The sequence below is a fragment of the Sporosarcina cascadiensis genome (assembly GCF_009650995.1).
Lineage (GTDB): Bacteria > Bacillota > Bacilli > Bacillales_A > Planococcaceae > Sporosarcina > Sporosarcina cascadiensis.
In genome coordinates this window covers 22,786-34,930 of the sequence record NZ_WHVV01000007.1, presented here as the reverse complement: position 1 = coordinate 34,930, position 12,145 = coordinate 22,786, and the positions used below count along the sequence as shown (strand labels likewise).

The 12,145-nt window shown below is 46.7% G+C and carries 11 protein-coding genes; 3 read left to right on the top strand and 8 right to left on the bottom strand.

Annotated elements, in window-relative coordinates:
• Nucleotides 1-28 precede the first annotated feature (28 nt).
• The 7 genes from GDZ68_RS09080 to GDZ68_RS09050 form a co-directional block, all read right to left on the bottom strand.
• Nucleotides 29-1,678 carry a long-chain-fatty-acid--CoA ligase gene (locus GDZ68_RS09080; RefSeq protein ID WP_153721975.1) on the bottom strand — a complete coding sequence of 550 codons (1,650 nt, stop codon included), beginning with the start codon at nt 1,676-1,678 and terminating at the stop codon, nt 29-31.
• Nucleotides 1,679-1,690: 12 nt separating this feature from the next.
• A complete protein-coding gene (locus GDZ68_RS09075) occupies nt 1,691-2,437 on the bottom strand; it encodes a 2-phosphosulfolactate phosphatase (protein ID WP_153721974.1) in 747 nt (248 codons plus the stop codon).
• Between the two features lie 12 nt (nt 2,438-2,449).
• A complete protein-coding gene (locus tag GDZ68_RS09070) occupies nt 2,450-3,508 on the bottom strand; it encodes a phosphotransferase family protein (RefSeq protein ID WP_153721973.1) in 1,059 nt (352 codons plus the stop codon).
• A 58-nt stretch (nt 3,509-3,566) separates the two neighbouring features.
• On the bottom strand, nt 3,567-4,133 hold the full coding sequence (locus GDZ68_RS09065) for a TetR/AcrR family transcriptional regulator (protein ID WP_153721972.1): 567 nt from the start codon (nt 4,131-4,133) through the stop codon (nt 3,567-3,569).
• Between the two features lie 155 nt (nt 4,134-4,288).
• Nucleotides 4,289-5,497 carry an acyl-CoA dehydrogenase family protein gene (locus tag GDZ68_RS09060; RefSeq protein WP_153721971.1) on the bottom strand — a complete coding sequence of 403 codons (1,209 nt, stop codon included), beginning with the start codon at nt 5,495-5,497 and terminating at the stop codon, nt 4,289-4,291.
• Nucleotides 5,498-5,796: 299 nt separating this feature from the next.
• Nucleotides 5,797-6,642 carry an ABC transporter permease gene (locus tag GDZ68_RS09055; protein WP_153721970.1) on the bottom strand — a complete coding sequence of 282 codons (846 nt, stop codon included), beginning with the start codon at nt 6,640-6,642 and terminating at the stop codon, nt 5,797-5,799.
• A complete protein-coding gene (locus GDZ68_RS09050) occupies nt 6,635-7,885 on the bottom strand; it encodes a quaternary amine ABC transporter ATP-binding protein (protein WP_153721969.1) in 1,251 nt (416 codons plus the stop codon). Before GDZ68_RS09050 ends, GDZ68_RS09055 begins: the two co-directional genes overlap by 8 nt.
• Nucleotides 7,886-8,095: 210 nt before the next feature.
• Between GDZ68_RS09050 and GDZ68_RS09045 the strand changes: the two genes are divergently transcribed.
• Nucleotides 8,096-8,653 carry a GbsR/MarR family transcriptional regulator gene (locus GDZ68_RS09045; RefSeq protein WP_153721968.1) on the top strand — a complete coding sequence of 186 codons (558 nt, stop codon included), beginning with the start codon at nt 8,096-8,098 and terminating at the stop codon, nt 8,651-8,653.
• Nucleotides 8,654-8,920: 267 nt separating this feature from the next.
• On the opposite strand, the gene GDZ68_RS09040 is transcribed toward GDZ68_RS09045, so the two are convergent.
• Nucleotides 8,921-9,649 (bottom strand): DUF6612 family protein, encoded by a 729-nt coding sequence (locus tag GDZ68_RS09040; protein ID WP_153721967.1) that lies wholly within the window; start codon nt 9,647-9,649, stop codon nt 8,921-8,923.
• A gap of 206 nt (nt 9,650-9,855) precedes the next feature.
• Here GDZ68_RS09040 and GDZ68_RS09035 point away from each other — a divergent pair, with 206 nt between their 5' ends.
• Both GDZ68_RS09035 and GDZ68_RS09030 read left to right on the top strand, forming a co-directional pair.
• On the top strand, nt 9,856-10,758 hold the full coding sequence (locus tag GDZ68_RS09035; protein WP_153721966.1) for an NAD(P)/FAD-dependent oxidoreductase: 903 nt from the start codon (nt 9,856-9,858) through the stop codon (nt 10,756-10,758).
• Between the two features lie 263 nt (nt 10,759-11,021).
• Nucleotides 11,022-11,948, top strand: a complete 927-nt coding sequence (locus GDZ68_RS09030; RefSeq protein ID WP_153721965.1) for a glycine betaine ABC transporter substrate-binding protein — start codon at nt 11,022-11,024, stop codon at nt 11,946-11,948.
• Nucleotides 11,949-12,145 lie beyond the last annotated feature (197 nt).

Genomic DNA, 12,145 nt, shown 5'->3' with positions numbered 1-12,145 from the left:
GCATCCTCTTTTTTTATTTCTCAAATATTTAGCCATCCTGCAGCTGCCGCCACAAAATCTTGCCGCTGCTCGTGACAGGGAAACTGTCGCGAAACTCTACAATCCTCGGATACTTATAACTCGCCATTTGATCCTTCGACCACTCAATAATCTCATCGCCGGTTACTTTTCCTTTATAGTCGTCATTCAGAATAATGAGCGCCTTCACCGTTTCCCCACGCACTTCATCAGGATGCCGGACAACACACGCCTGCTGAATCGCCGGATGCTTATAGAGGATCGACTCCACTTCTGTCGGCCACACTTTATAGCCCGCGGCATTGATCATCCGCTTCACGCGGTCCACGATAAAGAAGTAGCCTTCATTATCCATACGTACGATATCGCCTGTGCGGAAAAACTCCTTGCCGTCAACCCTGATCTTGCTCGCTTTCGTCTCTTCTTCCTGATGATAATACCCTTTGAACATCTGCGGCGCGTCGACGACCAGCTCTCCTTCTTCCCCGGCACCGAGTTCCTCGCCGGTCGCCGGATCAATGATGCGTGCATCGACGTTAAACGCGGGAATGCCCAGACACTGCAGTTTCGGACGGTTCGGCGGATTAAAGTGGGTATGTGACATCGTCTCAGATAAGCCGTATCCTTCCACATAATCAAGTCCTGTCCACTGACGCAGCTTCTCACCGACAGCAACAGGAAGTGTAGCTCCTCCGCCGCCGACGACTACAAGAGAAGAAATGTCGTAATCCGCGAGCTTCGGATTGGCCAGAAAATCAATCAGCATCGTGCTAATATTGATCCAGTGACTGACTCTAAAATGCTCGATCGCTTTAATTGCGTAGTCGCGGTCCCATCTCGTCAGGATAATCATCGTACTGCCGGCCAAAACCGGATTCAACGCGCTGTGCGTCAGTCCTGTCACATGAAATAACGGCAGACTTGTCAGCGCCACAGTATCCGGGCTCATTGACATCCAGTGGTATGAGCCTGTCGTATTTGCCTGAATGGTCCGGTTTGTATGAATGCATCCTTTCGGCGCCCCGGTTGTCCCGGACGTATAGGGAATCATTGCCATATCATCACTTTCCCCAGTGTAGACGGATGGAGTTTTATTCGCATTCAATGCTTTTGACCAGGAAACCGTCTTCGGCAGTACTTGCGCCGGAGCCTTCACTTCTTCAGGTATCGCACCCAGCGCTTTACCTTCATCAATGCAGTCGGAATAGGCTGCGGCAATGACTGTATCCAAAGTCGTCGTGCCGATCAGCGGCTCCAGTTTCGGATACAATTCCTGCCCGGTAAATGCCATTTTAATATCGCCGTCTTCCAGGAAAAATTGCAGATCATCCGTTGTGCTCATTGGATTAATCGCAACTGCAACCCCACGGACCCGTAAGATGGCAAATAAACTGACGAGAAATTGCGGGGAGTTCTGCATGAGCAGCAATATGCGGTCCCCTTTTTCCACCCGGCATTCCTGCTCGAGATAGCCCGCCATCTTTTCAATTTCATTCAGCAATTCAGTGTAAGTCGCCGATCCGCCGTAAAATTCATACGCCGTTTTATTCGGATATTTCTTCGCAGTAATCGCTAAATTATCATAGATTGTCGTTTCAGGAACCGTCAGTGTTTTTGCAATCCGCGGCGGCCAAAATTCAAAATGTGCCGTATGTTTCATTCGATTCACTCCTCACGCGTTGTATACGCTTACACTTCTATCGCAGATGATTTGATTTCCCGACAGATACGGGGCGGTTTCCAGCTGATTTTTCTGACTGACGAAATAAAGATCTTCACCAAGGTCAAACTCCAGCAGAGAACCGCCCACTCTAGTGCCCGCCAATAAAATTTCGCTGCGGTCTGCCTGACTCTCGTAAAACAGCTTGGCGCTGAGCGCACTGTCCGTTAATTGAACCTTCCCCGCCTGCTGAGTCAGCTCGGAAAGGAAATAGCCGGCGCCATAGAAATCTTCCAGGCAGAATTGATTCGCCGACCCGGCACAGACGAGCAAAATCGTCTCATCTTCATATTCTGCATGCACTTTCCGGGCAACTGCGGGACCGTTCAGTAATGAAGCAATCCAAACTTTACGGGCTGCCGCGGCTTTACGAATCGCCACGGTGCCGTTTGTCGTCGAGAGTATCAGTGTTTTATTCGCAACTTCCTGTTTAAGTGAAAGAGGAAGCGGATAGGAAAAATCTTCAATTGGCAGACCGTTCCATTCACCTGCCACACAAATTTCTTCTGCTGGCCAGCTCTTCGCTGTCTCGCGTGCTTCGTCCTCATCCGCCGTTGGAATCACTGCACGCGCTCCGAAAGAGAGACAGGTGGAAATCGTGGAAGTGGCCAATAAAATATCAAAGATCACGACGGTTTTGGAATAATCGAGCTTCGTCTCATCCAGCTCTTCTTTCTTGAAAAGCAAGTGAATTTTCATCCTGGCACCCCCCTACTTCCTGGCACTGATTAATGCGTATTGAACTAGATTCTCTACAAAAATATTGAAATGGGCAAAGCGTTTATCCTGTGTCTGTCCCTTTTTATAGCGATAATAAATTTGCTGGCAAATGACCGCCAATTTAAAATAAGCAAATGTCACATAATAATCGATTGAGCTGACATCACGTCCGCTTTTCTCTGCATACAGCTGGATAAATTCATCTCTTGTAAAAAATCCGTCCATCACTGTCACAGGCGGTTTGCCGAGACCTTTCTTCAGAATTTCCGGATCATCTGCTTGAATCCAGTAACTCATCGCAGCCCCTACGTCTGCTAATGGATCTCCAACGGTAGTCATTTCCCAATCAAACAGCCCGGTCATTTCAGAAAAGTCTTCTGAAAACATCGCGTTGTTCAGCTTATAATCATAATGAATAATCGTCGGTTCAACGGACACCGGCACATGATTCTTCAAGTAACCGGTCAGTTCCTCAACGCCTTTTACGTCATCTGTTTTCGACCGTTCATAGCGCCCGATCCAGCCGGCAACCTGCCTCTCCATAAAGCCTTCCGGTTTCACCATGCAGGCAAGCTTCGTTTTCTTATAATCTACTTGATGCAGGCACACAAGCTGTTCAACCATCAGCTCGGAAATCTTGCGTCCGAGCTCCGGCGTATAGGTCACCCCGTCCGGAAACTCCGTATCAAGTACCATCCCGTTTCTCCGCTCCATAATAAAAAACGGACTTCCGACAATGTCTTCATCATCGGAAAATACATACGGTTTAGGAGCCGGATTAAAATAGGAATGAAGACTCGATAAAATAGTGTACTCCCTCTCCATATCGTGCGCTTTCGGTGCGACCGGCCCGAGAGGCGGTCTGCGCAAAACTGCTTCCCATTTCCCGATTTGCAGTAAATAAGTCAAATTGGAATGCCCCGCACTGAACTGCCGGATTCGCAATTCTCCGTCTGGCACCTCAGAAATCTGCTCGCGAATAAACTGCTGAAGCTTCTCTTTATTGAGCTCTTCCCCGGTTCTTACTTCAATTGTAGTCACATCTTTCATGTGGAGTCCTCCTTTATACTAACTGGTAGGTATGTTACCGATAAGCTGAATACTCAGCTTACCGCGGAACGATTCCTTCGAGTAACATGCCGGAAAACAGCTCACTTAATTTATCAGCGGACATTTCGCCCATTGGATTAAACCAGTTATAACTGTAATTCGCAATGCCTAATACACCGAACGCCGCGATGTCCGCACGCAGATCTTTGCGGAATTCACCGGCATCTATCCCGTCTGTAATCAGCTGTTCGATATTCAGACGAAACAGGTCGCGCTGCTTTTCAATCGATTTCACATTCTCTTCAATGAGATGACGCATTTCCCTAAAAAACACACGCCCGCTCGGACCTTTTTCCTGAATGTCATGGATGAGAAGCGCAATGATTTCTTCCAGCTTTTTACGGCAGGAGAGATTGGCTGATTCCAAAATAGTCTGCTGCCGTTTCAGCAGGTCTGAAATATAATCCAGATGAATTTCCATCAATAACTGCTCTTTGCTGGTGAAGTAGTAATAGTACGTTCCCTTCGTGACACCGAGCGCCTCGACTATGTCTTGGATGGAAGTTTCGCTGAATCCTTTTTCTTCAAACAATAAAATACTGGCTTTGGTAATTTTATCTTTCATGTTAAAGTCCCCGATCCTCTTCGTGTTATTTATCCCATACTATATCACATTTTTAGCGGATCGAATCCTGCTTCTCGAAAAATTCTGAATGAACGACTAGCAAACCAGCATTGCTCCTCTTACTTTATTTCCTGCTTCAAGCGGCACATCACCATTTATCTGTATTTTTTTAATTCCAGCCTGGCAATCTGCCGTGAATGCACTTCATCCGGACCGTCTGCAATCCGTAAAGTGCGTGCGCCTGCATACATATAGGCGATCGGGAAATCATCGCTGACACCCGCTCCGCCGAATGCCTGAATGGCACGGTCGATTACTCGCAATGCCATATTCGGCGCAACCACTTTGATCATCGCGATCTCTGTTTTTGCTGCTTTATTGCCGGCAGTGTCCATCATATACGCTGCTTTTAATGTCAGTAGACGCGCCTGTTCAATATCCATGCGTGATTCCGCGATCCACTGCTGCACGACTCCCTGTTCAGAAACTTTCTTGCCGAATGCTTCGCGTTCCTGCACTCGTCTGCACATCAATTCCAGTGACCGTTCAGCCGCTCCTATCAAACGCATACAATGGTGAATGCGGCCGGGCCCGAGTCTTCCCTGTGCAATTGCAAACCCTTTTCCTTCGCCCCACAGCATATTTTCTGCAGGCACACGTACGTTTTCAAATAAAATTTCCGCGTGGCCATGCGGCGCATCATCATAGCCGAACACCGGCAGCATCCGCTCGACATGAACGCCTTCTGCATCCATCGGCACCAGAATCATCGACTGCTGTTCATGCTTCGCCGCATTGGGATCACTCTTCCCCATGAAAATCATAATTTTACAGCGCGGATCCCCGGCGCCTGACGTCCACCATTTGCGGCCGTTCAGAATATACTCATCACCATCACGCCGAATACTGGATTCAATATTCGTCGCGTCACTCGAAGCGACATCCTTTTCTGTCATCGCAAATGCTGAACGAATTTCTCCTGCCAATAAAGGCTCCAGCCACTGCTTTTTCTGCTCATCCGTACCGTACCTTGCCAGCACTTCCATGTTGCCCGTATCCGGCGCGTTACAATTAAAGATTTCCGGCGCCATAAACGACCGGCCCATAATTTCACAGAGCGGCGCATATTCCAGATTTGTCAGCCCGGCGCCGCCGCTGTCGTCAGGAAGGAATAAATTCCAGAGCCCTTTCTCTTTCGCTTTCTTTTTCAGTTCCTCTACGATGGGCGGGATTTTATTCCAGCGGTCTCCCTGCTCATCCTGCTGTTTGCGGAAGACACTTTCATTCGGATAAATATATTCCTCCATAAACTCTGTCACTTGTTGCTGCAATTTCTCTACTTTCTCTGAATATGAAAAATTCATAATCCCCGACTCCCTTTCTGCTATACTAACCAGTTGGTATGTTCAGAATATTAGACTTACTATACTAGATAAATAGATGGCTGGCAAGTATGATTTATTTTCTGTATGAGCACACAGCCGGACTCTATGATCACGCGTGAGTTCACTATGATCACCCGGCAGGCACGCATGAGCGCCTGAAGATACCATATGATCGCTTGGCCATGCGGTATGAGCGCCTGCACAGGTTTTACGATCATACCTATAAAAAAGAACTGCCCGGGAAATCAAAAAATTCGATTTCCCGGGCAGTCTTCATTTCACTTCGCTGTTTTTCTCTTACGTTTACCCGCATATTGTGTAATACGGTCCAGGATAATCGCTACGATTACGATTGATAACCCAGTTTCGAAACCTTTACCCGTTTTCAGCTGGGTAACGGAACGGTATACTTCTTCACCCAGTCCCGGCGCACCGACCATTGAGGCGATAACCACCATCGAAAGCGACAGCATGATACTTTGGTTGACACCCGCCATGATCGTTGATTTTGCTAAAGGAATCTGCACTTTCAGCAAGCGCTGAGAAGTCTTTGAACCGAATGCTTCTGTAGCTTCAATTAAATCTTTCGGCACCTGCTCAATGCCGAGCATCGTCAAACGGATTGTCGGCGGCATCGAGAAGATAACGGACGCGACAACTCCCGGTACGACACCGATATTGAAGAAGAAAATCGCCGGCAGCAAGTAGACAAACGCCGGCATTGTCTGCATCAAATCGAGTACCGGATTAATGATTTTCTTCGATGTCGGTGACTGTGAACCTAAAATCCCCAAAGGAATCCCGATGATCAATGCAATCGCGACGGATGCCAGAACGAGTGCAAGCATCTGCAGCATGGGATACCAATAGCCCAGATAATCAATAAACAATAAACCAATCAATGTAAACAACGCGATTCCTCTTGTGGATAATACATAAGCAATAACAGCGAAAATAATCGCGAGCAAAATTGACGGAACGAAGTCCATCCCGGTAACCAGTCCTTCGACAATTCCTTTTAAGAAAGCGGAAATGCCGTCAAACAGTGTACCAAATGTCACAACGAGCCAGTCTACTCCCTCATCAATCCAGTCTGCGAATGGTAATCTTGGCAATTTACTCATATGTGATCACCTCTTCTGTTTCTGCCGGGACAGGATCATTATTGATAAACTGTCCATCTCCTGCAAGCGCGCCAATTAACGCACCGCGAATGATGATTCCCTGCAGATGATCGCGTTCATCCACAACCGCCACTGGAACAGCAGCAGTTGAAACCGCGTCAAACAGGTCGGTCAGCACCGTATCATGAGACACTTTCGTAATATCCCGAATGAGTACATCTTCAAGTGTCTTTCCTTCTTCTGTTGCCGCGACCGCATCTTGTGCTGTCACTGCCCCAAGCAGACGGTTCCCTTTATCTACTACGTAAATCGATGAAATGCTCAATTTTTTCATTAGACGCAGGGCCACACGCGCACCGCGGTCAATCTGAACCGAATCGGCTTGCTTCATTATATGTCCTGCCGTCAGTACCTTCGACAAATCCACATCTTCAACAAAACGCTCGACGTATTCATTGGAAGGACTCATCAAGATTTCTTCCGGCGTTCCGATCTGTACGATATCGCCGTCTTTCATCAGCGCAATCCGATCTCCGATACGCAATGCTTCGTCGAGATCATGTGTAATGAAAATAATCGTCTTGCCCATATCGTGATGCAGCTGCAGCAATTCGTCCTGCATATCTTTCCGAATTAACGGATCGAGCGCACTGAATGCTTCGTCCATCAGCAGCACGTCCGGGTCATTCGCAAGCGCACGGGCCAGTCCCACACGCTGCTGCATGCCGCCGCTCAGCTGGTTCGGATATTGCTCTTCGTAACCGGCAAGCCCGACTAACCGCAATGACTCTTTTGCTTTTTCCTGGCGAGTCGTTTTCTCGATGCCTTGGATTTCCAAGCCGTATTCCGTATTTTCCTGGATCGTCTTATGCGGGAACAATGCGAAGTTCTGGAACACCATACCGATTTTCTTCCGGCGCACTTCACGTAATTGCTCTTTATTCATTTGGACAATATCTTTCCCGTCAATCAGGATCTGCCCAATCGTCGGGTCAATCAGTCGGTTTAGCATACGGACCAGCGTTGACTTTCCGCTGCCTGATAAGCCCATGATGACGAAAATCTCTCCATCATATACGTCGAATGAAGCGTTCTTCACACCGACTGTAGCGCCCGTAGCCTGCAATATTTCTTTTTTCGACTTGCCTTCATTCAATAATTGAGCAGCACGTTTACTGTTCTTTCCGAAAATCTTCGTTGTGCCGTGGACTTCGATTTTCTTTATCATCTCTCCATCATTCATATGTACAACTCCCTAGTTTCGTAAAAGTTCAACGTTATTATTATAGACGTAACATTTTTGTAACACAACAGTTTAATCGAAATTAATTGTTTGTACAGTAAAAACTGTATAAACTTTCACTTAGTAATTGCTTTTTTTCATCAAATATAATACGCTATATAAGCAATCGGGGCGGAGTTTATCCCCATTATGATGACGGAGGTACCCTCTATGGAAGGTAAAGAGCAACTTGAAAAAACGCGCGAACGAATCATTGAAATCATCGCGCAAAATATACATTTATATGGGCTGACACCTTCAGCAGGCAGACAATTCGGCACGATGTTTTTTCATGACGAACCGCTGACACTTGATGAAATGACAGAAGAACTCGGCATGAGCAAAACGAGCATGAGTACGTCTGTCCGCTCACTATCCGACTTAAAATTAGTGGAGCGCGCCTGGAAACGGGGCGTCCGCAAAGATTTATATAAAGTGAAAGACGACTGGTATCAAAGCTTTATCGATTTATTTTCGATTAAGTGGCGCCAATCTGTGACCCTCTATACGACATCAATCCGCAAATCGTTGAATGACTTGAATAAATTGCTGCAAGACCCCTCCATCACAGAGGAATTAAAGCAGCTCGTTGAATCCGACATTGAAAAGCTCCGCTATATGCAGGACTATTATGAATGGCTCGACCGACTCGTCGATGCATTCGAAGATCACGACATTTTCGATTTAGTTCCTCGAAAAGAAAATAGGCAGGAAGAGAGACGACCGTAAGAGCCCTGGCTTTTGCGGTTTTTTATATGGAAGGGTAATGTGCGAATGGCAGCTGTTTTGGTTCGCTGGCAGGGGCTTTTTGTGCGCGGCCGTCCGCGCATGGTGCGGAAAGATCCTGTTTTGGTTCGTTTTGGGCGGTTTTTCGCTCGGAGAAAGGATACTTTGGCGCGTTTGGCGGTACACTGCTTGCAACTCTGCAAAAAAACCTCAGAGCATCTAGCTGCTTTGAGGCGTCACAATCAGTCTTAATGAAAATTCATCCGATAATTACTGGTAATTCGGCAGCACAATCTCCTCAACTTCCCCGACTTTTCCATATTCCAAATTCACTGTAATGGTCACAGACTGCATGGGATTCTTGCCCTCCGCCTCATACTGAAACTCCTTCAGACGCATATGGTCTTTCGTTATTTTCGCTTCCAGCGTTGAATGAATATTGGATGAATCGACACCGCTGAATGAAATATTAAATTGTTTCTGAAATACTTTATACAATTCTTGATCATTGCCGGCATACGTCAAAATATACTCTTCATCCTTCTCCTTCATGGACAATTCATCTGAAACTTCCCTAAGACTAGCGACCAATTTATCATACTGCGCATTCATCAATTCCTCTTCTGAATACTTACCCGACACGTCCTGCCAGTCGCCCCCGTTTTCATTGGTCAGCACAATGTTGCCTTTCCTATAGACTTCCGATGTAAAATCATTCGACTGTCCATCAGTTGTTGTCACGTATGACGCATGAAATTCGGGTGATTCCTTGTCGATATACTGAATCTTGCCCCGGTTGACCTGTTTCTGTTCTCCCTTTTCTATATCTTTCGCCAGTACTTTCAACGCCAAATCAATTTCATAGTTATCCATTTCTTCGACAGATTGATCCATTCTGTTTTCAACTTCGTCCATCGTCAGCTGATCCGCAGACTCTGAGCATGCGGCAAGCAGCACGACAGAAAGCAGTAACAGCAATCCCTTACTGTACTTTTTCATCCGATCTCCTCCTAAATTTGCTTTCTCTGCCATTCGAGTATTATTCCACTTCTCTCTTTTTTACTCTACCTTACTTGAAATATAATATCCCGATAAACGTTTAAATTGAAGTCTTTTAGCAGAAAATAACCTTCTGAGTTGTTTGCAGAATTCAAAATCGGGAAGTTATAAAACTAAAATGACAATATAAAGGAATGAGTAGCAATATGCTCTACGAATGTGTAATCATCGGCGGCGGACCAGCCGGATTGAGCGCAGCACTGGTGCTTGGACGGGCAAGGCGCAGAATAGCAGTGTTCGACAACGACCATGCACGAAATCGAGTCACTCGGGAAGCTCATGGATTTTTGACCAGAGACGGCATCCGGCCTGATGAATTAAGACGATTAGGACGTGAAGAAATCGCAAAGTATCCTTCTGTAGAGTTCCGCAATGAATGCATTGTCTCTATTGAAAGTGCAGGTCCGTCACATTATGAATTAATGACAGCCAGCGGAAAAATCATCCGCACTATTAAAATTTTATTGGCAGCGGGCTTGCAGGACGAGCAGCCGAACATTCCGGGCATAGAACGTTTTTACGGCACATCCATATTCAGCTGTCCCTACTGCGATGGCTGGGAATTACGGGATCAGCCTCTCGCTGTCATTGCAGATAAAAACGTCTTCAGACTGGCAGCCGAAGTGTATACATGGAGCCGCGATCTGATCGTCTTCACAAACGGCGAAGGCCAGCTGACTGACGAAGAGCGCAGAAAATTGAATGCCAAAGACATCCGAATTGTCGACGATATCATTGCGGGTCTCGAAGGAGAAAATGGCCAGCTCAAAAGCATACAACTGGAAGACGGCACACTCGTCGACCGGACCGGTGCATTCGCTTCGCCCCTTTGGAGTCATCCGAATCATTTTGCCGAAGACCTCGGCTGTGAACCGAATCAATACGGCGGCATCCTCACTGATGAATATGGACGCACAACAGTCTGGAATGTCTACGCAGCAGGTGATGCAGCCCACATCGTCCCTTCCCAGCTCATCATAGCAGCCGGCACAGGAAGCGCCGCGGCCATCGGCATTAACGGCGATCTGACCAACGAATTTTTCGAATAATTGGATAGAAAATCATGCAGTCTGCGACAAAACGGCAGACTGTTTTTCTACGATCATTTTCAATAGTCCGTCTACTATAATTTGTACAGAAAAAACTGTACGAACAATGAATATGGAGAAAACGGTTGTATTACAATCATATTACAGTTATACTAATAAAGGTTCGCTTCGACAGCGACAAATTTAACCGGTTGTACGTATGTAACATGATGAACGCAAAATCGTTCATTTTATGCAGCCAAAAAATTAGGGGGAAACAAATCGTGTCATTTAAGAAGAAATTTCTAGGATTCAGCTCAGTCGCTTTATTAGCAGTAGGTCTTGCAGCTTGCGGCGGCGACAAAGACGAAGATACTTCAAAAACTGACGGAGATGGAGACAAAGCAGCATCAACGGAATCCATCGGTAAAGCAGTAGACTACAAAATCACAGGGATTGACCCAGGTGCAGGCATCATGGAAGCAACAGACCGCGCACTTGAGGACTACAATCTTGAAAAGTGGGACGTCACAACAGGTTCAGGCGCAGCGATGACAGCAGCACTGAAAAAAGCGTATGACAAAGAAGAGCCGATTATCGTAACTGGCTGGTCTCCACACTGGAAATTCGCGAAATATGACCTGAAATATCTTGACGATCCAGAAGGTTCATACGGCGGTGCGGAAGAAATCCACACAATCGGACGTCTTGGATTAGAAGAAGATCTTCCAGAGGCTTACCAAGTTCTGAGCAACTTCCACTGGACAGAAGAAGATATGGCTGAAATCATGGTCGAAATCATCGACGGTGAAGATCCAAAAGTAGCAGCACAAAACTGGATCGATGCGAATGAAGATAAAGTTTCTGAGTGGACAGACGGAGTAGAAAAAGTCGACGGAGACAAAATCAAATTCGTTTATGTAGCTTGGGACTCTACAGTTGCCAGCACAAACATGATCGCGAACGTACTGGAAGACCTGGGCTATAAAGTAGAAATGTCACAGGTTGAAGCAGGACCTATGTACACAGCAGTTGCAGACGGCAGTGCAGACGTATTGCTTGCAGGCTGGTTGCCGATCACGCACGCAACATACATGGAGAAATTCGGCGACAAACTGGACGATATCGGCGTTAGTATGGAAGACGTGAAAATCGGTCTGGTCGTACCAACTTATATGGATATTGATTCAATTGAAGACTTGAAAGAGTAATTCGAATGAAATCTGAAGCTGTACCGAAAGTCAATTTGACTTCCGGTACAGCTTTTTTATTCGCATAGAAAGCCGTTCACGCGCGAAAACACCCGGCAGTCGAACCAAAACGCACCTTCACCGCGCCAAACGCTGTACTTGCCGCGCGTAACCCGCTGCCGAACGAGCCAAACCAGCCTTCCCGCGCGCCAAACACG